Annotated in this window: 19 protein-coding genes; 6 read left to right on the forward strand and 13 right to left on the reverse strand. The window is 62.7% G+C overall.

All coding sequences use genetic code 11. The features are described 5' to 3' along the window. Positions 1–7: 7 nt before the first annotated feature. The 5 genes from ISX84_RS06225 to ISX84_RS06245 are packed head-to-tail and all read right to left on the reverse strand — an operon-like array spanning position 8 to position 5,461. A complete protein-coding gene (locus ISX84_RS06225; protein ID WP_195819488.1) occupies positions 8–754 on the reverse strand; it encodes a GntR family transcriptional regulator in 747 nt (248 codons plus the stop codon). A 12-nt stretch (positions 755–766) separates the two neighbouring features. Further along, positions 767–2,239, reverse strand: coding sequence for an aldehyde dehydrogenase family protein (locus ISX84_RS06230; RefSeq protein WP_195819489.1), 1,473 nt, complete (start codon positions 2,237–2,239; stop codon positions 767–769). Then, entirely contained in the window at positions 2,236–3,906 is a 1,671-nt protein-coding gene (locus ISX84_RS06235) for an acyl-CoA synthetase (RefSeq protein ID WP_195819490.1), read from the reverse strand. The genes ISX84_RS06230 and ISX84_RS06235 overlap by 4 nt, the downstream gene beginning before the upstream one ends. Then, the gene (locus tag ISX84_RS06240) at positions 3,903–4,283 is read right to left on the reverse strand and encodes a hypothetical protein (protein ID WP_195819491.1); all 381 of its coding nucleotides are present in this window, start codon (positions 4,281–4,283) and stop codon (positions 3,903–3,905) included. Before ISX84_RS06240 ends, ISX84_RS06235 begins: the two co-directional genes overlap by 4 nt. After that, positions 4,280–5,461, reverse strand: a complete 1,182-nt coding sequence (locus ISX84_RS06245) for a thiolase family protein (protein WP_195819492.1) — start codon at positions 5,459–5,461, stop codon at positions 4,280–4,282. Before ISX84_RS06245 ends, ISX84_RS06240 begins: the two co-directional genes overlap by 4 nt. Positions 5,462–5,625: 164 nt before the next feature. Between ISX84_RS06245 and ISX84_RS06250 the strand changes: the two genes are divergently transcribed. Beyond that, positions 5,626–6,774 carry a hypothetical protein gene (locus ISX84_RS06250; RefSeq protein WP_195819493.1) on the forward strand — a complete coding sequence of 383 codons (1,149 nt, stop codon included), beginning with the start codon at positions 5,626–5,628 and terminating at the stop codon, positions 6,772–6,774. A gap of 35 nt (positions 6,775–6,809) precedes the next feature. Here ISX84_RS06250 and ISX84_RS06255 read toward each other — a convergent pair whose 3' ends face one another. After that, positions 6,810–7,847, reverse strand: a complete 1,038-nt coding sequence (locus ISX84_RS06255; protein ID WP_195819494.1) for a GlxA family transcriptional regulator — start codon at positions 7,845–7,847, stop codon at positions 6,810–6,812. 116 nt (positions 7,848–7,963) lie between these two features. Here ISX84_RS06255 and ISX84_RS06260 point away from each other — a divergent pair, with 116 nt between their 5' ends. The 4 genes from ISX84_RS06260 (at position 7,964) to ISX84_RS06275 (ending at position 12,975) form a co-directional block, all read left to right on the forward strand. After that, on the forward strand, positions 7,964–9,046 hold the full coding sequence (locus ISX84_RS06260; protein WP_195819495.1) for a class I SAM-dependent methyltransferase: 1,083 nt from the start codon (positions 7,964–7,966) through the stop codon (positions 9,044–9,046). Positions 9,047–9,073: 27 nt separating this feature from the next. Then, positions 9,074–10,399 carry a flavin-containing monooxygenase gene (locus ISX84_RS06265; protein ID WP_195819496.1) on the forward strand — a complete coding sequence of 442 codons (1,326 nt, stop codon included), beginning with the start codon at positions 9,074–9,076 and terminating at the stop codon, positions 10,397–10,399. Positions 10,400–10,528: 129 nt separating this feature from the next. Then, on the forward strand, positions 10,529–12,043 hold the full coding sequence (locus ISX84_RS06270) for a cytochrome-c peroxidase (protein WP_229884162.1): 1,515 nt from the start codon (positions 10,529–10,531) through the stop codon (positions 12,041–12,043). A 158-nt stretch (positions 12,044–12,201) separates the two neighbouring features. After that, the gene (locus ISX84_RS06275; protein ID WP_195819497.1) at positions 12,202–12,975 is read left to right on the forward strand and encodes a hypothetical protein; all 774 of its coding nucleotides are present in this window, start codon (positions 12,202–12,204) and stop codon (positions 12,973–12,975) included. Between the two features lie 86 nt (positions 12,976–13,061). On the opposite strand, the gene ISX84_RS06280 is transcribed toward ISX84_RS06275, so the two are convergent. After that, positions 13,062–14,045: an aldo/keto reductase gene (locus ISX84_RS06280; protein WP_195819498.1), complete on the reverse strand. Its 984-nt coding sequence runs from the start codon at positions 14,043–14,045 to the stop codon at positions 13,062–13,064. 84 nt (positions 14,046–14,129) lie between these two features. Between ISX84_RS06280 and ISX84_RS06285 the strand changes: the two genes are divergently transcribed. Further along, positions 14,130–15,044: a LysR family transcriptional regulator gene (locus ISX84_RS06285; RefSeq protein ID WP_195819499.1), complete on the forward strand. Its 915-nt coding sequence runs from the start codon at positions 14,130–14,132 to the stop codon at positions 15,042–15,044. A gap of 37 nt (positions 15,045–15,081) precedes the next feature. On the opposite strand, the gene egtD is transcribed toward ISX84_RS06285, so the two are convergent. The 6 genes from egtD to nirB all read right to left on the reverse strand — a co-directional run bounded on the left by egtD (position 15,082) and on the right by nirB (position 24,572). Beyond that, positions 15,082–16,047 (reverse strand): L-histidine N(alpha)-methyltransferase, encoded by a 966-nt coding sequence (gene egtD / locus ISX84_RS06290; protein WP_195819500.1) that lies wholly within the window; start codon positions 16,045–16,047, stop codon positions 15,082–15,084. Between the two features lie 2 nt (positions 16,048–16,049). Beyond that, positions 16,050–17,309 (reverse strand): ergothioneine biosynthesis protein EgtB, encoded by a 1,260-nt coding sequence (egtB, locus tag ISX84_RS06295; RefSeq protein ID WP_195819501.1) that lies wholly within the window; start codon positions 17,307–17,309, stop codon positions 16,050–16,052. A gap of 430 nt (positions 17,310–17,739) precedes the next feature. Beyond that, a complete protein-coding gene (gene cysG / locus ISX84_RS06300; RefSeq protein ID WP_195819502.1) occupies positions 17,740–19,161 on the reverse strand; it encodes a siroheme synthase CysG in 1,422 nt (473 codons plus the stop codon). 22 nt (positions 19,162–19,183) lie between these two features. Beyond that, complete coding sequence (locus tag ISX84_RS06305) at positions 19,184–21,814, reverse strand: nitrate reductase (protein WP_195819503.1); 2,631 nt, start codon at positions 21,812–21,814, stop codon at positions 19,184–19,186. After that, positions 21,814–22,143 (reverse strand): nitrite reductase small subunit NirD, encoded by a 330-nt coding sequence (gene nirD, locus ISX84_RS06310; RefSeq protein ID WP_195819504.1) that lies wholly within the window; start codon positions 22,141–22,143, stop codon positions 21,814–21,816. Before nirD ends, ISX84_RS06305 begins: the two co-directional genes overlap by 1 nt. Then, the gene (nirB, locus tag ISX84_RS06315) at positions 22,140–24,572 is read right to left on the reverse strand and encodes a nitrite reductase large subunit NirB (RefSeq protein WP_195819505.1); all 2,433 of its coding nucleotides are present in this window, start codon (positions 24,570–24,572) and stop codon (positions 22,140–22,142) included. Before nirB ends, nirD begins: the two co-directional genes overlap by 4 nt. Position 24,573 lies beyond the last annotated feature (1 nt).

The following is a 24,573-nucleotide window of genomic DNA, read 5'->3' on the forward strand; positions in this document are numbered from 1 at the left end:
GGTCTCCTCAGACGTGGCGTGGCGTGCGGGCGGATTGGGACAGGTTGAAACTGACGGACCCGGCGCGGAAGACATCCTCGTGAAAGACAATGCGCCCGGTGTCATCAAAGGCAGAACAGGCCTGCTTCAACAGGGGCTGTCCGGGCTCGATCTGGAAGGTCTCCGCCATGGTGTCATCGGCCAGAATGGGGCTGATGTCTTCGCAGGCCGCAGACCAGTCCAAGCCAAAACGCGCGCTGAGGATGCGTAGGATGGATTGTTCGGGTCCGCGTTCCGGGAAGTCTTCGGGCCTGGCATCCTTGAGCAGCGCGCGGGGGGCATAGGTCATCACCAGCATGCTTGGCTTGTCATCGACCAGCCTAAGGCGCACTACACGGCTGATCTCGGTGCCCTGCATCTCTTTGGGCAGGTCTGCGGTTTCCGGCGCGCCGGGGGCAAAGTGGTCCAGCGACATAAAGCGGGAGGAGGGGTCGTGCCCCGCGCGCAGCATCGCATCGGTGAAGGACGTCAGGCAGGTGTCGGAGGCGGGCGAGAGGGTCAGCACCCGGTAGCCGCTGCCTTGCTTGCTCTCGACGTAGCCATCCTGCACCAGCATGTCCAAGGCCCGTCGGATCGTCACGCGGCTCACTGAAAAATGCGTGGCCAGTTCGCTTTCGGTCGGCATGCGCCCGCCCACGGGGTACCGCCCCGCCTTGAGACGCTGGAGGATCACGCGGTACGCATGTTCGTACTTCGGTTGCGTTTCTGATTGCATGGATACCATCCCCTATCCGACCCAGACGCTTTTGGTCTGACTATAGAGCGCGATGGCGTCCTTGCCCATTTCGCGCCCGTAGCCTGATTGTTTCACCCCGCCAAAGGGCGAGGCGGCATCCGTCTCTCCCCAGCAATTCACCCAGACCGTTCCGGCCTGCAGGGCTTCGGCAAACCGCCTGACACGCGTCACATCCTGCGACCAAAGGCCCGCCGCCAGCCCGTAGTCCGACCTGTTGGCCCGGGCCAGCACGTCGGCGTCGTCGGTGAACGTCAAAATCGACAGCACGGGGCCAAAGACCTCTTCCCGCGCGATGGTCATCCGATCCTCAACCCCGGTGATGAGTGTCGGCGGGATGAACCAGCCCTCCCCTGGCGCCCGAACGCCGCCGATCTGAATCGTTGCACCCTGCTGTTGGCTGGTCTCGACATAACCAAGGATCATATTCATTTGTTTTTCGCTGATCACCGGGCCCAGATCATGCCCGGGTTCTTCAAGGCCGGATCCAACGCTGACTTCTCGCGCCAGCGCGCTCAGGCCGTCCACTACCTGATCATACACGCTGTCATGGACGTAGAGCCGCGCCCCCGCCGTACAGCTTTGCCCGTTGTTGCCGAAGTTTGCCCAGAAGGCACCGGGTATGGCGCGGGACAGATTGGCATCCGGGAAGATGATATTGGCCGCCTTGCCGCCCAGTTCCAGCGAGAGTTTCTTGAGATTGCCGGCAGAGGCCTTGACGATCTCGCGGCCCGTGCGCGTGCTGCCGGTAAATCCGATTTTTGCGATGCCTTTATGCGCGGCCAGTGCCGCGCCCGCATCATGGCCATAGCCGGGCACCACGTTCAAAACGCCCTCCGGCAGACCCGCTTCCAGCGCCAGATCGGCCAGGTAGAGCGCCGAGAGCGGCGTCTCTTCGGAGGGTTTCAGCACGATGGTATTGCCTGCGGCCAGGGCGGGCGCGAGTTTCCAGGCGGCCATCAGCAACGGGTAGTTCCATGGGGTGATCAACCCGCAGACCCCCACCGGCTCAATGCGTGTGTAATTCAAGCGGTCGGGTGTGCTGACCGGGATTGTCGCGCCTTCGATCTTATCCGGCCAGCCCGCGAAGTACCGGAAATGACGCGCAGACCAATGCGCATCGACATCGCGTGCGGTGGCGTATGGTTTGCCATTGTCGAGCGCGTCCAGCTGCCCGAAGATCGGTGCGCGTTCTTCGATCAAATCGGCCAGCCGCCACAGAATGCGGCCCCGGTCATGGGGCATCATCCGGCTCCATGGCCCGCCCTGAAAGGCCCGCGTCGCCGCCTGAACCGCAAGATCAATCTCCGGCGATCCTGCCCGCGCAACCTCTGCCAGAGGACGTCCGGTCGACGGGTTGATCACCGCCAGCGTTTGGGCGGTATCACAGCGCTTGCCCCCGATCCGGAGTGCCTGTTTGGCCTCGATGAAGGCGGCAACTTCTGGCAAGAGCGGGGTCATGTTCATGACTTGTCTCCCTGCGCCGCTTTCTCAGCTTCGCGCAGCGCACGGCGATTGATCTTGCCGGACGAGGTCATCTCGAACCCGTCGACATAGGCAAATTCGCGCGGCGCCTTGTAGCCTGCCAGCCGGATTTTGACATGCGCGCGCAGCTGCTCGGACAGTGCCGCATCGCCGACAAAGCCCTGCTTCAACTTGATGACAGCTTTGACAATGGCGCCCCGATCCGCATCCGGTTTGCCGATCACCGCAGCTTCGGCCACACCGGGGTGGGCGAGCAGACATTCCTCGATCTCTGCCGGACCGATCCGGAAACCCGACGATTTGATCAGATCGTCAGACCGGCCCTTGTACCAGAAATATCCGTCCTCATCCCGCACGGCCAGATCATGCGTGCGCAGGTACGGCCCCAGCGCCATCTCCGCTGTCTTTTCGGGATTGTTCAGATACCCCAGAAACCGGGTGGGAGAGGTCTGCAAGGTCACGATCTCACCCGGTTCACCGTCTGCGACCTCTTCGCCGTCTGCGTCTACCAGCAAAACCTGATGTCCCGGATAGGCGCGGCCCATGGAGCCGGGTCTGCGCGGGTAGAGCGCGGCACAGTTGCCGATCAAGTGGTTCACCTCTGTCATGCCGTAAAACTCGTTGCACACGACCTTCAGCTTCGTCTCCGCCCAGTTCAGGGTTTCAGAGGCCAGCGCTTCCCCGCCGGTACAGATGACCTTGAGGGCCAGATCATGCACCGCACGTGGGTCGGGCGTCTGCGCCAGACGTTTGATTGCCGTGGGGGCGAGGAAGCTGTGGGTGACCCGGTGGCGGCCAATAAAGCCATAGGCGTAGTCGGCGGTGAACCGTTCCAGCGAGGTGGCGATGGGTCGCCCCGCCATCCACGCGGGGAACAACATATCCAGCAGACCACCAACCCACGCCCAATCCGACGGGGACCAATAGACCGCATCCGCGTCCTCCATCGCGAGGTTGAAGAAGAGGTTGATCGAAGGCGTGTATGCCGCCAGTATCCGATGCCCGTGCAGGATGCCTTTCGGCTTGCCGGTCGACCCGGAAGTGTACATCAGCAGGGCGGGGTCATCGGCGCCTGTGTACTCCGGCGCAAAGTCAGGCGCATCTGTGTCCATGGCGGCGGCAAGATCGAGATCGCCATCCTGCGGGTCGCGGCTTAGGACATGTTTGAGGTGCGGGAAATCGCTCCGGGCAGTCGCGCGCATCGGCTCCCAGGCGTCGGCCGCGGTCAGGATGACGGGCAGTTCGCAATCGTTCATTGCATGGCGCAGCGTGTCGGGACCATAGAGCTGCGACAGTGTCACGGCGGTGCCGCCCAGCTTGCAGACGGCCATATGGGCGATGGCGGTATCGGGATGCTGTCCGGTGTGCAGGCCGATCAGGCTGCCGCGTCCGTAGCCCAGTTGCCTCAGCTGCGCGGCGAGGTTGGTCGCTGCGCGGTTGATCTCAGCAAAGCTTTGCACATGCGTGACGCCGGCACTGTCCTCGAAAATCATGGCCGGATTGTCTCGCGTGGCGGTGCCGAGGTGCTTGCCCACCGTCATGTGAAAGATGTTTGCGTCTTCCGGCCACCCGATCTCGTAGCCATCACCGACTTCGGTCAGATTGAGCCCGGCATGCAGGTCGCGGGGAATGTTGATTTTTGCGCTCACCCGTCCCGCTCCTCGGCAAGAGCTGTCAGGCGCAGCACGGGCAGATTGTCCCCGGATGCGGCGATGATGCCCCGCGTCTCCGTTGCGGGGATTGCCTGCAGCCGCAGCGTGGTTTTCGTGTTGGCCCCGTCGAAGTGCACGAGACCGAAATCGCCGTCCAGCCCGGTGGTGCGAAACAGGACCTGCGCGGTGCCGGGCAAGTCTGTCCAGTCCCCCTCCAAGCAGCCACAGGTGCAAACCCGCAAGGGTGGAAAGCTGGTCGCGGCGCAGCTTTGACAGCGTCGGGCCCTTGCTTTGCCAGCCGACAGCCCAGCGACATAGGGTGCCATCCAGCCCGGGTTCAATGCGTAGTCGAGGCCGAGATGATGTGAAATCATGCCGCTCTCTCCGCCCGCTCAAGGATCGTGACAGCCGAGAGTGTACAGACCCCGCCATGGGTATCCGCCAACGCATAGCGGGGCAGCGTGTCGGGCTGCAGGGCGGGATGGTACCGGCCTTCCAGGAGCAGGGCGCAGGTTGCCGTCTGCCCGACGCCGGTTGCGCCCACGGGCGCGCCTTGCCCCATCAGCCCGCCGGACAGGTTGATCGCGCAACGGCCGGCGGGCGCAAAAACTCCGTCGTTCAGGTCGCGCGATACATCCTCGCTCAGCCCCAAGGCGGCAATGGCCTGCAGTTGCGTCCCCGCGTAAGCGTCATAGAGCTCGGCAAGGCCGATCTCCGCCGGGGTCGCGCCTGCTTCGGCACAGGCCCGCTGCATCGCCATCTGTTTTGCGGTGAAAAACCCCGGATCGGCTCGCGCGCCAAGATGCATGTGGTCCGTCGCGGCCCCCATCCCGGCAATTCTGGCTGCTCCGGCACGCCCGCGCGGTGTCGCATCGGTTCGGGACAGGATGATCGCTGCGGCCCCATCGGACAATGGCGAACAGTGTAAGCGTCGATAGGGTGAAGCGATGGCCGGGCTGTCGGCGATGTCCTGTGGGCTATCTCTGCGTGGCAAATGTGCACCGGGATTGTGGCACGCATTGCTGCGATTCTGGAGGGTCACGGAAGCCAGATCCGCCTCCGTTCCCCCATGTTCCGCTGCAAAAGCCTGAAAGGACAGGGCATAGAGCGCCGTTGAGGTCAGGCCCGTCATACCATCTGTCCAGGCGTCGAAGGAAAACCCGTAAAGGGTGCGGACCGCATCGCCTGACAATGAGGAGGCGGAGGGATCGATGCCGATGACAGCCACATGTTTTGCCGCCCCGGCCTGAATGGCGCGGGCGGCGGTGTGCACGGCAACCTGACCGGACGCGCCGCCACCTTCACAGCGCGTGGCGGCAACCCCCGTCAGACCAAGTTCTGTGGCCAGAACCGATGCCGGGTTCAGCTGTAAATGGAAAAAATCGCTCTCGGAGGCGACGTAAAGCGCGTCGATATCCGAGTGCTCCAAGCCGGACCGTTCCAAGGCCATTTCAAAAGCCGAGAGCGCCCAGTCGCGAAAGCCGGTCCCGTCCTTGCGCCGGTTGAAGGGCGTCAGGGCAGCGCCGGTGACTGTGACGTCTCTGACTTGCATCTTTCAATGGTGCTCACATTTGGCTGGATCACCGGGATACTTTGACCTAACATATTTGTAGATACAAGTTGATTTTGAAGATGAACGCGCAGGGCCGCCGTATGCCGGTTTCGGCGTTACCGTGATGGGCTGGCGAGGATTTCGCTTTGAGTTTGAGGTCGCTTTTGACATCCGGATTGGTCTGTTTCTGCGCAGGTGGTCTCTATGGATGGAGCGCTCTCATCGCGCCGGTGCAGGCCGCTTACGGCGTCACCACGGCCCAGACGGGTTTGATTTTCTCTCTGGCAATCGTGAGCTTTACCGTCGCCGTTATTCTCGTGCCGCGCCTTCCCGTAAAGACATCGACCCCAAGCGCCGTGGCCTGTTTCGGACTGTTCAGTGCTCTGAGCGTTCTTGCAGCAGCGCGCATGCCGGAGTTTGAATTTTTCCTGCTGTGGTTCAGTGGAGGCTTCGGCGCCGCGAGCGGAGGCATTTACATTGCGGCCCTCGGCGTTGCCGCCTCGGCACCTGCGCATAAGATCGCCACCCCGGCCATGGTCGCGGCCTTCGGCACCGGCGGCGCCGTATTCGGACCGCTATGGCGGGTGATGGACGCAGCGGGCTATGGGCTGGACGGGTTGCTGCTGTTGGCGGGGGGCCTCGGCGGCTGTTCTGTGTTGGCGGCTTTTACGTCGAAGCTTGGCTCCCCCATACGCAGCACGCCGCGTGCGGACCGCGTCACATCCGCCCGCCCGGCGCAGTCGGCACAGGTGCTGGCCATGATCTGGACCATCTTTGCCTTCGGGTCGTTCGGCGGGCTGATGGTGCTTGGACTGGCCTCCAAGATGATGGACGTCGCCGGAGCCGGCGTCGCCCTGGGCAGTCTCGGCCTGGCCGGCATCGCGCTTGGCAACACCTCGGGCCGTTTATCCGTTGCCCTGCTAACCCAGCACCTAACGCCGCAGACCTGCATGCTGATGGCGATGGGCCTGACGCTGGCTGGCTTGGCGATGGCCGCTTTTCACCTCAACCCGGTGATGCTGTGCGTCGCCCTGATCCTGGTGGCCACAGGCTACGGGGTCGTCGCCTCGACGGTTCCGGTCATGACCAGAGCCGCCTTTGGGGCGGATGACTTTGCCAAACGCTTTTCCGTGGTGTTTTCCGCGTGGGGGGTCGCGGGGTTTCTCGCACCTTGGGCGGGTGGGGTGATGTTCGACATGCGCGACAGCTTCATGTTGCCATTGCTATGCGCGATGGGGACCGCACTGGTGTGTGGCTGGCTGTCGGTGCGCCTGCCACGCCGTGCCACTTTGAAGGGTCTCTCTGATCCTTGACGAAGGGCACCCGCACAGCGGATGCCGACACCACGTCACTGTGACGCAGCGGAGAATTGCGCCACCCCCGGCAGGCGTTTCTTGCGATAGGCGGAGGCGGACATGCCAACATGGCGCTTGAACGCATTCCTGAAACTCGACGTCTCCGTGTAGCCGACCTCGCTGGCGATCTCCTCGATGGGCGTGTCACTTGTCTCGAGCATCTGTTTCGCTTCTTCGATGCGCAGGGTCTGGATGTAGTCGGCGGGTGATTGCCCTGTGGCACGGCGGAACCGTCGCAACAGGTTGCGTTCGGTCAATCCGGTGCGTTTGGCCATGGCAGCAACCGGCCGTGGCACCGCGTAGTTATCCGCCGCCCAGACTTGTGCCTCGGCCACTACCGCGTCTTCATGCTGTCGCCCGGCCAGCAGCGAGGCATAGTGCAATTGCCCCTCAGTATGCGGTTGCAACAGGTAGATCTTCGCCATGCGTCTGGCCTCTTCCTCGCCTGCAAAGCGGCCAATCAGGTAGAGCATCAAATCGCCCCAGGCGGACGCGCCGCCCGCTGTCACCACACGGTGCCCCTCACCTGCGGGAACCAGAATGCGCTCCCGCCGCAACTGAATATCTGGAAACTCCCGCGTCATGAAATCACCGAACCCCCAGTGCGTGGTCGCCTCCAGCCCGTTCAGCAATCCCGTGGCCGCGAGCAGGACCGATCCCGAACATACCGATGTAATGACGGCACCCCGGGCATGGGCAGTGCGGATGTAGGTCGACATTTCACAAAATTCATCCGGCATCGGACTGGAAGGGGCGAGATGCAGATCCGGCACGATCACGACATCCGGTCGATCAAAATCGCTCAAGGCGCCATCGGGCGTGATGACCCGGCCATTCACATCCCGGTAGGAGGCACCATCGATCGACAAGAGCTTTGCGTTGAAGGCGGAGGGCCCGGCTTGCGTGCCGTGCAACATCTGCCAGTCGCGCCCGACCGAACCCATGACATCGAGAATGCCGAAAACAGTGGAGGTGCCGACGCAGGGCATGGCCAGCACGGCAGTTCGGCAGGCGGTAGGAGAAGAGGTCATGCGATATGTCCGATTTTCACCGCTTTGATCTGTTCGCCGCATATCACGACTCGCAAGCATCCGGCAATAACACTGCAGGCACAGAGGCATCCCGCCTCATGACGTGGAGCAAGATCATGACAGAACAAACCCCCTTTTCGTCATTTGACGAGGCCAAGGCGGAAGCCTTTGCACATCGTCTGGTGGGCGCTTTGAACGCGGGTGCACTGTCCCTGATGACATCGCTGGGGCATCGCAGCGGGCTTTTCGATGTACTTGCCGACCTGCCTGACGCCACTTCCCAGGCCCTTGCGGACAAGGCCAATCTGGCGGAGCGCTACGTGCGGGAATGGCTCGGCGTGATGGTCACCTCGGAGGTGGTCGCCTATGATGCAACCGCCCAGACCTACCGGCTGCCACCCGAACACGCTGCTTTCCTGACGCGCGCCGCCAGTCCCAACAACATCGCCGTGACCAGCCAGTTCATCGGTGTCGCTGCCGCCGTCGAAGAAGAGATGCTGGCGCGGTTTCAGGATGGAGCAGGCACCCACTACCATCACTACGACCGGTTCCACGAGGTCATGGGCGAAGACAGCGCTCAGACGGTTGTGGCGGCGCTGGTCGATCACATCTTGCCCATCGTTCCGGGGCTGCGCGAACGGCTTGAAGAGGGGATCGATGTCGTCGACATGGGGTGTGGTGGAGGCTGGGCCATGCTGCATTTGGCCGAAACCTTTCCCGCCAGCAGGTTCACCGGTGTCGATCTTTGTGCGGATGCGTTTGACGCGGCGCAGGCCGAGGCCCGGCAAAAAGGTCTGACCAATCTGACCTACACACAGCAGGATCTGTCCAAGGTTGAGCAGCTCGGCACATATGATCTGGTGACAGCCTTTGACGCCATACACGATCAAAAGGACCCCCAAGGGGCGCTGGATCTGATCTTCAACGCGTTGAAGGAGGGGGGCGTTTTCCTGATGCAGGACATTGGCGGGTCGCGGGACCTGCAGCTCAATATCCAGAACCCCTTTGCGCCGCTGCTCTACACCATCTCGCTGATGCACTGCACGCCGATCTCCGTCGGTCAGGGCGGGCCCGGCCTGGGCGCGATGTGGGGCGTTGAAACCGCGCAGGAGTTTCTGACCCGCGCCGGGTTTGGGCAGATCGAGATGCTGCGCCTGCCGCATGATCCGATCAACGCCTACTTTGTCGCCCGGCCCTGATGCCTTTTTCCTGAGTGGAGAGTTTTGATGTCACAGAGTTCTACAAACGGCGCCATCGTCATTGGGGCAGGCCTCTCTGGTCTGGCCGCCGCATACGAGCTGCGGGCCCGAAATATTTCGGTCACCGTGCTGGAGGCAAAGGACCAGATCGCCAGCCCTTGGCGGTCACGGCATCCGCAATTGCGGCTCAACATACACCGCCACTATGCGTCCCTGCCCGGCAAGAAGATGACCTGCAAGGATGGGGTTTTTGTGCGCCGGGATACGGTTGTCGAGTTCCTGGAGGACTATGCAAGCGATCTCGATGCGCCGATCCATTTCGGAACGCGGGTGCAGCAGGTGGCGCGCGCGGCGGAAGGGTGGCGGGTGGTCACCAACAAAGGCGTGTTGTCCGCCACCCATCTGATTGTCGCCACCGGTCGCGAGCAGCACCCGAGCCTGCCGGTCTGGCCGGGTCTCGACGATTTTGGCGGAACGGTCATCCATGCGGCAGACTTTGAGGATGTTCGCGCATATGACGGGAAAAACGTGCTGGTTGTTGGCGCCGGGAACTCCGGTACCGATATCCTGAACCACCTGTCGCGCGCCGCCCCTGCGAAACTCTGGGTCTCGCTCAGACATGGTCCGTCGATTTTGCCGACCCGTATCCTTGGCTTTCCGCTGCACCGCTTGGCGGGTCTGTTTCTGCGCTTTCCCAAGTGGTCGCTTGATCCACTCTTTGCCGCAACCCAATGGGTCGCATTCGGGAACCTGCGACGGCACGGCCTGCGGCGGCACAAGCTCGGCGGCAACACCCGCATGATGACCGAAGGGGTGACCTTTGCAATGGATGACGGCTTTGTCGCCGCGTTGAAATCGGGCCGGGTTGAGGCGGTTGCCGAAACGGTTGGATTCACAGCAGACACCGTTCAACTGATGGATGGACGCGCGGTGAAGGCAGATGTGGTCATCTGCGCGACCGGATACCGGACCGGCCTCGAATCCCTGTTCGGGGAATTCGGAGTCCTGAACGATGCGGGCCAGCCGTTGCGCCCGACAGGCGCGCCAGATCCCAGCAATCCCGGTCTGTGGTTCACCGGATATGCACCTAAATTAAAAGGATTTTTTCACACCGCAGGCGAAAGTGCGACGCGCATCGCGACAGCCATCGGTGGATCAGAAAAAAGTTTGCCCACCGTGAACAGCGTCACATACGGCACGGGCGAGATCGCTCAAAAGGCGCTAAAAGTGAATGGAGTTAACGATGATTATTACAGTGATGAATCGCCGGGGCCGGCACAGTCCGAGCCTGCACGGAGTTTTGACAAAATGGCGCTTAGCCCTGCGCCAGAAACGCGCGTTGAGAAGGCTTGACGACATGCCTGACTACCTGTTGCGGGACATGGGGTTGGAGCACCTGACCCGCGCGGAACGCTACCGATTTGGCCAGGATTACTGGCGCTGATTTCGCAGATAGACCCACCTCGAAAAGAGAGACGACAGATGCAGAAGTCTTACAGAAACCAAAGCACCCGGACAGTCTTGGGCCGTCTGGTGGTCACGGCCAGTGCCATTGCATTGGTGGCCATGTCCGTCGGCGGCGTGTTTCAGGCTGATGCCGGACAAAAGGTGCTGCCTGGCTCCCTGACTGACGAAGATTTCCTTTATGACGGCGCGCCGCCAGAGGCGATGGTATCGCTGGGCCGCGCCCTGTTCTTTGATCCGATTCTGTCCGGAAACCGCAATATCTCCTGCGGCACCTGCCATGACCCGGCGCGCGGCAGCAGCGACGGCGTTGCCCTCTCCATCGGCGAGGGCGGTACCGGGTTTGGCCCCGAACGGCGCACGGCGCAGGGCGTCACCCAGCGGATTCCCCGTAACGCGCAGGCGCTCTGGAATATCGGTGCCCGGGAATACGTATCGATGTTTCATGATGGCCGTCTGGAGCCTGATCCACACAGGATTTTCCAAAGCGGATATTGGAGCCCTGCGCGGGAAGACCTGCCGGAGGGTCTCGACACGCTGCTGGCCGCACAGGCGATGTTCCCGGTCTTGTCCGCGTCTGAAATGGCGGGACAAAAGGGGGAAAACCCGGTTGCAACTGCGGTCGCCGAAGACCGGGTGGGCGATGCCTGGGACCTGCTGGCGGCGCGTTTGGACGCGGTGCCGGAATACCAGGACCGCTTTCGCCATGCCTTTCCCGAGATGGGCGATGATGCACCGGTTTCCTTCGTGCAGGCCGCCCGCGCGCTTGCGGCCTTCCAGACCGTTGCGTTCCGGTCTGATCAAAGCCCTTTTGACAGTTGGGTGGCCGGCGATCAGACCGCTCTGACCGCAGCGCAGAGGCGCGGATTTGCCCTCTTCCTTGGGAAAGCGGGATGCGGCAGCTGCCATTCCGGCACCCTGCTGACCGATCATGGTTTCCACGCGATCGCCGTGCCGCAGATCGGCCCCGGCAAGGGCCATGGTGCGGACACCGGCTATTGGCGCGCCTCTGGTTTCAAAGACAGGCTGGAGGACGAAGGACGCTACCGTGTGACCTTTGACGATGCGGACCTCTTTGCCTTTCGCACGCCCAGTCTGCGCAATGTTGCCTTGACCGGTCCCTGGGGTCACAACGGCGCGTTTGACGATCTGGAGGCGATGGTGCGCCATCATCTGGACAGCGTTGCGTCGCTCAATGCCTATGACGCCACCGCCATCGATCTGCTGCCGCTGGATCGGGTGATCGAACCCAAAGGGGAAGGCTCCAAACTGCTCTTTCCCCTCGTCGGCAGCCCCCAGCGCGCTGCCTTTGATCTGCGCGATACATGGGTGCATCGCTCAGAGGCTCTGCGGAACCGTATTGCCGAGGCCTCCCAACTGGCGCCGGTGTCTCTGTCGGATCGCGAGGTCGATGCCCTGCTGGCCTTCCTGCACAGCCTGACCGACCCGACCGCTGTCGACCGCAGTCATCTGATCCCGGACACTGTGCCCTCCGGTTTGCCGCCGCAACCGGGTCGCGCGCGGGGAGGATAGCGCCTGCACTGACCCCGGTGTCTTCGCTGACCACCGTATCGATCGAGATCCGCTGCCAGCGCCGCGCGTGCGGTGCTGCAGCCTTCCCTACCGGTTTCCCCATCCGAAGCCGGAATTTCCAACCAAGCATATTTGCTTTCAATCTAAAGGACTGAAAAATGACCAAATTTCTCGTTTCAACGGCAGTGTCCATGGTTCTTGGCGCTGCGACCGTGGCAGCGGAGACGCAGGAGGTGCAATTCGATTCCGGCGTTCCCGTGGGTAATGTGGCCAATACGTCGGCCACCCCAGCCGTCGCGGATGCACCCGAACATATGACTCTGAACTTTATCTTTCACATCGACGAAGGGATGGCGGAGCAGGACGTCTTCTATGAAAAGGTGCAAGGGTCGGGCGAGGTTTTCCGGCCCACGGCCGCCACGCGGGACATGGATGCGCCGCTCTATGCGCCAGCGGTTCCTGTGGCGCACAACTTCCTCGATACCGAAGACACCGGGCCCTATCCAAAGGGTCGCGCGCTCGGCCTGACGTTGGGGGAGTGGTTCGCCGCCAAGGGCAATGGCACCTACACCTGCGAGAACGGCGTGGGCAAGGTGGATTTCTCATTTGAAAACCTCGTGCCCGATGGCGTCTATACGATATGGCACGACTTTATGGTCTGGCCGCCAACCGACCCGTTCATTGGCACATATGACCTGCCCTTCGGGGCGCGCGACGGGTCCGAGAATGTCTTTGTTGCCGATGCAGACGGGTCGGCCGAATTCATCCGCACCATATCACCCTGTCTGCAGCTGACAGGCGAGCATCTGATGGCGGATCTTGCCGTGGCGTGGCATTCGGATGGCAAGACCTATGGCCCGCTGACCGGTGAGTTTTCCACCGTGACCCATGTGCAGATGTACGTGGGCCTGCCAAAGCGCGCGGGCATGTGATGGGTTGAACCGGGGCGGGCAATCGCACCGCCCGGGTTCTTTTGTCAGATTATGTGCCGTGGGGTTGCAGCTTGTGCCCCAGCTGTTCAGGCGTTCAGGCCTTTCATTCCCTCCTCAGTGTAGCGCGCGCCTGCCACCTCCAGATGGGAAATCGCCACCTCCAGGGCGTGTACCTCTGCCGGTGCCAGCGTGATATCCAGTGCGGCGGTGTTTTCTTCGAGATATTTCAACCGTTTGGTGCCGGGGATCGGCACGATGTCCTCGCCTTTGGCCAGCAGCCAGGCGAGAGCGATCTGCGCGGGTGTACAGCCCTTTGACGCGGCAAGTTGCTGGACCACATCCAGGATCGTCGTGTTGGTTTCGATGTTGTCCGGCGAAAAGCGCGGCAGGTTGGCACGAAAATCGCCCTCCCCGAATGTTGTGCCCTTGCTGAAACTGCCGGTCAGGAAACCGCGCCCCAAAGGCGAGTAGGGCACAAAGCCGATACCAAGCGCGCGGCACGTGGGCAGGACATCCTGTTCCACCTCGCGCGACCACAGCGAGTATTCGGTTTGCACCGCTGTGACCGGATGCACAGCATGGGCGCGGCGCAGGGTGTCAGCACTGACCTCGCACAGCCCGATGTGACCGATTTTACCGGCCTTTACGAGCGCGGAAAGCGCGCCCATGACCTCCTCTATCGGGCGATTGCGGTCGACCCGGTGTACATAATAAAGGTCGATCCGTTCGACGCCCAGCCGCCGCAGGGATGCTTCACAGGCGGTGCGGGCGTAGTCCGGGCCGTTGTCGAGCGTTCTGGCATATTCGCCGGGTGCGCGGACAATGCCGAACTTGGTGGCGATCACGGCATCCGGTTTGCGTTCCTTCAGAAAGCGGCCAATCAGTTCTTCGTTGTGATGCGGACCGTACATGTCGGCGGTGTCAAATAAGGTCACGCCGAGATCCGCGGCACGGTTCAGGACTTTCAGGGATACGTCATCGTCGCGCGGGCCGTAGAACTCGCTCATACCCATGCAGCCAAGGCCAAGCGCGGAGACGGTGAGGGTCGGGGACAGGGATCGTTGTTGCATCTGTTGCTCCATTCATTGGACCCTCAAGATAGTTTTCCGAAAAGGCAGTAGAAATACCTACGATTGGAATGCTATTTTTTGAAAATGAAAAATATGCGCCTCAAGTGGGACGATGCGCCGGTCTTTCTGGCCGTGGCGCGTAGCGGGACCCTGACCGGGGCCGCCGATATGCTCGGCACAGGTATTGCGACGGTTTCACGCCGCATTCAGCGGCTGGAGGAGGCCTTGGGCATGCCGCTCTTCGTGCATCATCAGACGGGCTATAAGCTGACGGATGAAGGGGCGGCGTTGCTGCCGCGTGCCGAAGCTTTGGAGGAGGCGATGCTCAGCTTTCGGGCGGGTGTGACGGCAGAGGCAGAGGTCACGGGGCACGTGCGTCTGGCCACGGCGGAGAACCTGGCCAACCCGATCATCATTCCGACCCTGCCCGCGCTTCTGGGCAGGCACCCTCATCTCACGCTGGACGTGATCACCGATGTGGCAACCGCGAACCTGCACCGGCGCGAGGCCGATCTTGCCGTGCGGATGGTGCGCCCGACCGGCGGGAATGTCACGATCCGCCGGATCGGGACGATTGGGTTCGGACTTTACGGATCACCCGGCTACATGGCCGCGCGCCGGGCACACCCGGAAGAGGGGCTGCTGGAGAACGACCGCGTCATCGGGTGGTCGGAGCGGCAAAACACGCTTCCGGCCGCGCAATGGATCGAAAGGGCCCTGCGGGGCAGGGCGCCGGTGCTGATGACCTCAACGCTTGCCGCGCAGATGTCCGCAGCGCAGGCGGGCATCGGGCTCGCCGTTCTGCCGCATTTTCTGGCGCGGGAGGCGGGGCTGCAGCCCTTGTCCGTCGAACTGGGTCTCGATCAGCCGATCTGGCTGGTTCTGCACAGCGACCTTTCCGCGTCGCAACGCGTCCGTGTTGTTGCCGATCACCTTGTGGAGGTATTCCGGCAGAACGGCGACCGGTTGAAACAGGCGCGTGCCGAAAAGCCCAGGTGACCCCCCAGGCGTCTCCGCGTATGATGATCAAACCCCGCTAAGTAGGCGTCAGAACGGCGACCGCGAATTGTTTTGCGTCATCGCAATGCATTTGCTTGACCGCCCATCCGGAGGCCTGCGCCAGTTGTGTCAGGCTGTCCACGGTGTATTTTCGCGACATGCTGACATCGATAGCTTCGCCTTCCGTGAAGGCAATCTGCCTACCTGCCAGGTCAACGGTTTGGGCCTTGCCGGAGATCAACGACATTTCGATGCGGGCATCCTGCGCGTTCCATATTGCCTGATACGAATAATCGGCAATTTTGAAATCCGCGCCCAGTTCCGCGTTCATCCGCACCAGCACATTGGTGATGAACTGCGCGGTCACGCCTGCTGCATCGTCATAGGCATCGACAAGCACGCCCGGTGCCTTGACCAGATCAACCCCCAGAATGAAGGCTTCCATTTCGGGCCAGGCCCGCGCGCGGGACAGAAGGTCAATGGCATCCGTTGGCGTGATGTTCCCGATGGTCGAGCCTGGAAAGAACCCCACCTTGGGCCGCGAGGCCATATCGTCCGGCAGGGCGACAGGTTGGAGAAAATCGCCGACAATCGGGCGCACGGACAGATCGGGATAACGCGCGCGCAGGTCGTCCGCGGTCAGGTTCAGGAAAGCGGCGGAGATGTCGATGGGCACATAGGCCGACAGATGTCGCCCGGCATCCAGCAGCGTGCGCGTCTTGACGCTCGCGCCCGAGCCCAGTTCGACAAGAGCACCACCCGTCGGCACCAGCTGTGCAAGGTCATCTGCATGGCGCTGCAAAATCGAGATTTCGGTGCGTGTCAGATAGTATTCGGGCCGGGTCGTGATCTGCTCGAAGAGCGCACTGCCGGTCTGGTCATACAACCACTTGGGATTGATGGACTTTTCAGGCCCGCCCAGACCCGCCCAAGCATCCCGCAGGAAGTCTGACGCGGGGGCGGTGACGATGTCGCCTGCGGTGATCGGTTCTGCATGTCCCATGATCAGACGTCCTTTGCCAGCCGCAGACCCATCATCTGCCACCGCTGATGGGGATAAAAGAATGTCCGGTACGTGGGCCGCATCTGGTCTCTGGGCGTCGCGCAGGATCCACCGCGCAAAACGCGCTGATTGACCATGAATTTGCCGTTGTACTCCCCCAATGCGCCGTCGGGTGCCTGGAAACCGGGGTAGGGCGCAAAATCCGACGCCGTCCATTCCCAGACATCGCCCCAGACCCCGTCCCCGGGCAGCGGGCGCAGGGCCCCTGTGGCCCCGGCATCGCCCATCAGGTTCCCGGTGATCGCGTGATCCCTGAACGCCACCTCATGCTCGGCTTCGGTGGGCAGGCGCGCCCCGGCCCAGCGGGCAAACGCATCCGCTTCGTAGTAGCTGACATGCACGACGGGCGCTTCGAGTGCGACAGGCTGCGGGCCACGCAGCGTGTAGGTCCACCATTCCCCGTCGGCCTGCCACCAGTAGAGCGGATGCTCCCACCCTTCGCGCAGGGCAACATCATGGCCTTCCATCAACCAGTGCCGCGGGTCGGCATATCCGCCATCCTCCATAAAGGCGATCCAGTCGCGGTTGGTGACCGGGCGGGTGCCGATGTCATAGGGCTGCAAGAACGTCTTGTGCCGTGGCCCCTCGCAATCATAGGCGAACCCTGGGCCACCATGGCCGATATCCACCAACCCGCCTTCGTGACGTGTATAGCCTTGCGTGACTTCCGCTGTAACGGGCAGCGGTTCAGGGTCCTTGTAGACGGGCAGAAGGGGGTTGAAGCTGAGCCCATGCAGCAGGTCGGTCACCAACAATTCCTGATGCTGCATTTCATGGTGGCACCCAAGCTCCACCAGCGCAGCGATCTCATCACCGTCATCGCGTCCCGCCGACATCAGCGTGGCCAGAGCATCCTCGACATGGGCGCGATAGGCGCGCACCGCCTCGCCGCCCGGACGGGACACCAGCCCCCGGCGGTCCCGCGCATGGCGCGGCCCGGCCTGCGTGTAGTAGGAGTTGAACAGAAACGCGAAACGGTCATCCGGCGAGACATATCCAGGCTGGCGCGGCTTGAGGATGAACTCCTCAAAAAACCACGTCGTGTGTGCGAGATGCCACTTCGCCGGGGAGGCATCCTCCATGCTTTGCAGCATCGTGTCTTCCGGGGTCAGCGGAGCAACCAGCGCGTCCGTACGCATCCGCGTGCGTTCAAAGAGCATCAGCGCATCGCGTGGGGGCAGTGGGGCGGGAGAGACATTCATGGGGCATTTTCCTTGCGGGCGCCGTGGCGCGGAACGGATAAGTCGGAACTCTGACCATGGGCATGGCTGCTGTCAGTTCTTGTCACTTGGAACCTGGTGTTGGGGAATTTTGGACCATGGAGGGTTTGGGACAGCGTGGCAGGCAGGCGAACACCACTCGGGCGATGGGTCGCATCTTCGGCCGGTGTGATCGCTGGGTCGCTCATCAGGGCCCCGTTTCGTGAGCTTCTAATGTTGGTCGCCGCACCTGCGTCAGCAAGGCCAAACGCGCTTGAAATGTTCAACGCTGCGTGATCTGCGCGTGACTTTGCCGATTGGTTTGGGATTCCGCCTGTCGATCCTGGATCAAGTGACGCCGTGCTCGCTCTTGACCACCTGGTCGATCATCCCCTCCGATTGGCGCCGTATCCAGCCTGAGGCGCGCGCCGTTTCATCCGGCGCAAGAAATGGCTTTCTCGTTTTGCGCCATGTTGGCTGGGAGCACGGCCCGCGCGGCCTGGGTCTTGGGCCACGTCAGCATGATCACGGCACATCCCGAGAGATCACTCTTTGCAACGTCATCCGCGAGGTGCCCGACCGTCGTGTGCACATGGCGCTCGGTCGCCTTGGAAATATCCGCAGCGATCTGCACAGTCCGATCCGGGCTTACACCGCGCGCCAGCAGGTCGGATTGTATCCGTGCGGCCTGCCCCACGGACATGTAAAAGGCGGTTGTGGTGCCCGGCAGGCAGAGGCGTGTGCTATCGGGCACCCCATCCCCCGCCTGCGATTGCCCGGTGGTCAGGATCAGGCTGTCGCTGATCCCGCGTTCGGTCAGCGGGCGTTTTGTCGCTGCGGCCATGGCGCAGGCGGCGGTGATGCCCGGCACAACCTCGATCGGGATGTTTGCGGCTTCTGATGCGGCAATTTCCTCACCGGCGCGGGCAAAAACGGATGGATCGCCGGATTTCAACCGAACCACGCGTTTGCCTTGCCGCGCGGCGGCGATGATCACATCGTTGATGCGGTCCTGTGGCCAGGCATGCGCGCCGACGACCTTTCCGACAAAGACGCGCTCCGCGTCCCGCCGCGCCAGTTCCAGCGCTTCAGGGTCGACAAGGCGGTCGTAGTAGATGACATCGGCCTCCTGCAGCCGCTGCACGGCGCGCAGGGTCAAAAGATCGCGGGCACCCGGCCCCGCGCCAACCAGGGCAATGCTGCCTGTCCCGGCAGTATCCGGCGCGCGGCCCGCGTGAAGCGCCTGTTTGACAAGGCTGGTGGCGTGGCTTTCGGCGCCTCTGGTCCACGCGTTGCGTGGCGTTTCGGCAAAGACCCAGCGCCAGAAGGCGCGGCGGTGCTCACGCGGCACGCGGGCGGCAACCGCGCCGCGCAATCGCCCGGCAAAGGCGGCCAGCCCGCCGAGGTTGGGCGCCAGCATCTCTTCGACCCCGGTCTTGATCTGGCGGGCCAGAACCGGGGCCGTGCCTTCCGTGCCGATGGCGACAACCACCGGATCACGATCCACCAGAGAGGGGGTCGTCAGGTCGCAGAGCTCCGGTTGATCCACCACATTGACAGGGCAGCGTGCCGCCTTGGCCAACGCATGCAGGGCTGCGTCCGACCCGGGGCAGCCGGTTGCCACAAACGCCATGGCGGCCCCATCGAAGAGGGCGGCATCAATCGGGCCTTTGTGCCATGTGGCCTTACCGCTGCGTACCATAGCGGCCAGCTCTTCCTCGATTTCCGGGGCGGCCAGCACAATCTGGGCATCGGTTTTCAGGATCAGCCGCGCCTTTTGCGCCGCCTGTTCACCACCGCCCGCGATGACCACGCGTCGCCCTGTGGTCTTAATGAACATCGGAAAGCTTTTCATGGGGCGGTTCCTCTCCTTGAGATCACTCGGCGGCCTGCAGGTTGGATGTCTGGGGTAGAAGTGCGGTGAGTTCCGGGCGGCAGGCGCCGCAATTCGTGCCAGCCTGCAACGCCTCGCCAATCGCCTCGACGGTCAAGAGGTTCCCGTTTTCGATGGCGGTGGCGATGGTGTTCAGCCCCACCCCGAAACACGCGCATATCGTGGGGCCGGGATCGACCCGCCCGACGGGTGCCCGCCCCGTCAGTGTCGCGGTAGCCTCGGACCCCGGCAGTGTCGCGAGGTAGTCGCGCATGACCGCCACGGGGTGCGGGCTGATGAAAAGCGCGGCCTTGAGCACGCCGTTTTCCGAAAAGGCCAGCCGCGCAGTTCCCTTGCTGATGTCCTGCAGCATCTGCAGCTCTGCATCCTCCAGCCCGAAAAGTAGGCGCGCTTCGCCTTCCCAATCCGTCACCGGGGTCCGCCCGGCCAGTTCGCTACGCCATCCGGCATCCGTGCGCACCTGCGCCCAATAGGCGGTCGTTGGGGTCATCTCGGTTTGGGAAATCGCAAACCCGTACCAGGCCGCTGCAAATCTTTTGGCCGAAACGGGGGCCGCTTTGCTCTCCGGCTGGCCGGAAAGAGGGTCCGTTGCGGCGGGCACCAGCGCGTCAATCCGGGCGGCGGGTGCGGTTTGTCCGGTCCAATGGATCGGGGCAAAAAGCGTCCCCGGTTGCTGCGCTTCCGTCAGACGCGCGCGCAGGATGGCGCGCCCGGTTGCGTTGTCCAGCGCCACCAGATCGGCGGCTGACACACCCAGGTGTTTCGCATCCTGCGGGTGAATATCCACGTAAGGTTCTGCCAGATGCGCCGAGAGGCGCGGCGACAGGGCCGTCCGCGTCATCGTGTGCCACTGGTCCCGGTTGCGCCCGGTATTGAGCACAAATGGATGTTCCGCCGTGACCGCTGCGGCTGGCGGGCGGGCGGCGACAGGCAGCATCCGTGCCTTGCCATCCGGATGGAAAAACCGGCCATCCTCGAAAAACCGGCCACCTTTTTTGCTTTTGCTGACCGGCCAGCGGGTTGGCGGCAAGGTGTCATAGGCGTCATCTGTCAGGTCGTGCAGACCCGAGATGTCAAAGTCGCGGCCCAATGCGCCTGCGACCCCGGACAAAGCCGCATGTTCTTTGAAAATCTCTGCGGGCGAAGTATAGGCGAACGCCTGTTCCCAGCCCATGCGCTGGCCGACCGCGCAAAGGATCTGCCAATCGGGGCGTGCCTCGCCGGGGGCGGCAAGCACGGCGCGCTGACGGCTGATCGTCCGGTCGGAATTGGTAACGGTGCCGCTTTTTTCCGCCCAGGCGGTGGCGGGCAGCAGCACATCCGCCAGCTGTGCGGTGTCGGTGCGCGCGGTGATGTCACTCACCACGGTGAAGTCGCATTGCGCAATCGCGTCGCGCACGGCATCCGCATCGGGCATCGAAACAACCGGGTTCGTGTGAATGATCCAAAGCGCCTTGATCTTGCGCGCAGCCACGGCCTGAAACAGCTCCACGGCCTTGAGGCCGGCCTTTTCGGGCATTGCCGGCGCGTCCCAAAAGTCTTGCACTGCCGCGCGGTGGTCTGCGTTCTCGATCTCCAGATGGCTGGCAAGCGTATTGGCGAGCCCACCCACTTCGCGCCCGCCCATGGCATTGGGCTGGCCGGTGACGGAAAACGGACCACACCCTTTCGTGCCGATACGACCGGTGGCGAGATGACAGTTCAGAATGGCATTGACCTTGTCACTGCCGGAGGTGGATTGGTTCACCCCCTGGCTGAACACGGTGACCACCCTGGGGGTATCGATCCAGAGGCGGCAGAAGGCCTTGATCTGCTCCCGCGACAGGCCGGTGGCCGCCACATCATCCGCCTGTGCCGCCGCGAGGGCAGCACTGAAGCCTTCGACATGACGCAGGTAGTCCGCGTCTATCCGGCCTTCCTGCGCGATCTGCGCCAGCAGGTGATTGAAGAGCGCGACGTCACTGCCCGCCGCGAGGGGCAGATGCAAATCGGCGCCTTCGCAGGTGGCCGTCCTGCGCGGGTCAATCACGATGATCCGGGTGCCGCGTTTCGCCTTCGCCGCAAGCAGGCGTTGGTGCAACACCGGGTGACACCACGCCAGGTTGGAGCCTACAAGCACGACGAGATCCGCCGCGTCCAAGTCTTCGTAGGTGCCGGGTACCGTGTCTGCCCCAAAGGCGCGTTTATGCCCGACCACGGTCGAGGCCATGCACAGCCGTGAATTTGTGTCGATGTTGGCCGACCCGATGAAGCCTTTCATTAGCTTGTTGGCGACATAGTAATCTTCGGTCAGCAATTGCCCTGAGACGTAAAAGGCCACGCTGTCCGGGCCGTGGCTTGCGATGGCCGATTTGAACTTGTCCGCGACAAGATCAAGCGCTGTATCCCAAGGCGCGCGCTGTCCATTGATCTGCGGGTGCAGCAGGCGCTGTTCCAGTCCAACGGTCTGCCCCAATGCCGTGCCTTTTGAGCAAAGCCGTCCCTGATTGGCCGGATGGTCCGGATCCCCGCGCACGGCAAGCCCGCCCTGACCGTCCGGACGCAGCAGAACCCCGCAGCCCACACCGCAATAGGGGCAGGTGGACCGTGTCTCGGGCAGGCCGCTGCCGTCCATCAGGCAGCGCTCCTCTTGCCGACCGCATGCCCATCGAGCAGAATGCGCCCCGCCTCGACCCGCACCGGGAAGGTCTCGATCTGCCCGTCTTCGCCCAAGGCCGCGCCGGTATTCAGGTCGAACACCCAGTTGTGCAGCGGGCAGGTCACCTTCTGGCCGTGAATGATGCCTTCCGAAAGCGGCCCGCCCTTGTGCGGACAACTGTTCGAGGCGGCAAAGACCTCTGTCTCATCCGTGCGGAAAAGCGCGATACAGCCTACGGGCGTTTTCACCAATCGTGCACCGCGCAGGGGCACATCCTCGATGCTTCCAACGTCAATCCAGTTCATTCCGCAGCCTCCAGTGTCAAATCCGCGAGGGGTGCAAATTTCGGAGGTTCCTTGGCCTGTTCCGCCCAGGGGTCCTTGCGATAGATCGACTGGCTCAACTCGAACCGGTCGACCAAGGCGCGGCGTGTGTCCAGATCACCGATCTGTTCCTGAATCCACTCAAGCCCAACCTTGGCCATCCATTTGTAGATGCGGTCCAGATATTTGGCATGTTCGCGGTAAAGCTGCGTAACGGCTATGACAACGGCGATGGTCTCTTCCTCCGTCGGGACCTGAATGAGAGGCTGAACCTCTTTCACGTCCATGCCCGCGGCCCCGCCAATGCCGATCTGAAAGCCGCTGTCGACGCAGACGATCCCGATGTCCTTGCAGGTCGCCTCGGCGCAGTTGCGCGGGCATCCTGATACGCCCAGCTTGAGTTTATGCGGCGTCCAGGACCCCCAAAGGAGTTTCTCCAGCCTGATCCCCAGACCGGTGCTGTCCTGCGTGCCAAAGCGGCAATGGTCGGTGCCAACACATGTTTTCACGGTGCGCAGACCCTTTGAGTAGGCGTGCCCGGAGACCAGACCGGCCTTGTTGAGGTCGGACCAGATATGCGGCAGATCTTCGCCTTTCACGCCCAACAGGTCGATCCGCTGCCCGCCGGTGACCTTGACCGTCGGCACATCGTATTTGTCCGCTGCATCGGCAATGGCGCGCAGCTCATCCGCGTTGGTGATCCCGCCCCACATACGCGGCACAACCGAAAAGGTGCCGTCTTTCTGGATGTTCGCGTGTTTGCGTTCGTTCACGAAACGGCTTTGGGGGTCGTCCTTGTATTCGATCGGCCAATCGGCCAGCAGGTAAAAGTTGATCGCCGGGCGGCACACATGGCAGCCATTGGGCGTTGTCCATCCCAGCTCTTGCCAGACGGCGGGCTGCGATTTCAGCGCCTGTGACTTGATCAGCCGCCGCACGTCCTCGTGGGTCAGATCGGTGCAGCCGCATACGGGTTGCGGCGCCGGCATCTGGAAATCATCGCCCAGCGTGACCTGAAGCAGCTGTTCCACCAACCCGGTGCAGGTGCCGCAGGAAGCGCTGGCCTTGGTTTTGGCGCGCAAGCGGCCCAGATCGGTTGCGCCCTCTGCGATGGCGTCGGTGATGGTGCTTTTGCAAATGCCGTTGCAGCCGCAGATTTCCGCCTCAGGCGGCAATGCTGCAACGGCTGAGAGCGGGTCCGCGGTATCGCCCCCCTGATAGGCCGGGCCAAAGATCAGCGTCTCGCGCATTTCGTCGATCTCGGTGCCATCCTTGATCAGCCCGAAGAACCAGTTGCCGTCCGCCGTATCGCCGTACATGACAGCGCCGATCAGCCTGTCGTCTTCGATCACGAGGCGTTTGTAGATGCCGCGCGACGGGTCCCGGAAAACGATATCCTCCCGCCCCTCGGCATCTGCAAAATCGCCCGCGCTGAAGAGGTCACAGCCGGTGACTTTCAGCTTGGTCGCCACGTCTTTCACCACAAAGGCGCCTGTCTCGCCCAGCAGCCCCTGCGCCACGATCTTCGCCTGATCATAAAGCGGCGCCACAAGGCCAAAGAGGTGCCCGTCAAACTCCACGCATTCGCCGACGCCATAGACATCCGGGTCGGTCTTGGATTGCATCTGCGCGTTGACCTCGATGCCGCGCGCAACCTCAAGGCCCGCATCCGTCGCCAGCCGCGTTTCAGGGCGGATGCCCACGGCCATCACAACCAGATCCGCCTCCAGCCCGGTGTTGTCCTCCAGCATCACGCCTTCAACGCGATCCTCGCCCAGAATCGCGGCGGTGGAGGCCTGTGTGATGATCTTGATGCCACGCTTTTCCAGATCGCGGCGCAGGAGATACCCCGCTGCTTCGTCCAGCTGACGTTCCATCAGATGGCCCATCAGGTGCAGCACGGTAACCTCCATGCCCCGTTCGGCCAATCCTGCCGCCGCCTCAAGGCCCAGCAGACCGCCGCCGATGACGACGGCCTTGCCGCCCTTGTCGGCGGCTTTGATCATCGCATTGGTGTCGTCGAGATCGCGATAGGTGATCACACCGGGCAAGTCCTTGCCTTCAACGGGGATGATGAAGGGCGCGGAGCCGGTGGCGATCAGCAGCTTGTCATAGGCGACGGTGCCGTTTTCACCGGTGACGGTTTTTGCGTCACGATCAATGCCCACCACATGTTCGCCAAACCGGCAGGTGATGTTGCGATCCGCGTACCAGGTATCGTCGTGGGTGACGATGTCCTCATAGGTCTTGTCCCCCGACAGCACCGGAGAGAGCATGATGCGGTTGTAATTGCCGCGCGCTTCGGCGTTGAAAATCGTAATGTCATAGGCGTCGGGTTCTGCATCCGTCAGGTGCTCCAGCACCCGGCCAGAGGCCATGCCCGCGCCGATGACGACCAGTTTCTGCTTCATC

The organism is Roseobacter sp. MH60115 (assembly GCF_015644665.1).
Classification (GTDB): Bacteria; Pseudomonadota; Alphaproteobacteria; order Rhodobacterales; family Rhodobacteraceae; genus Roseobacter.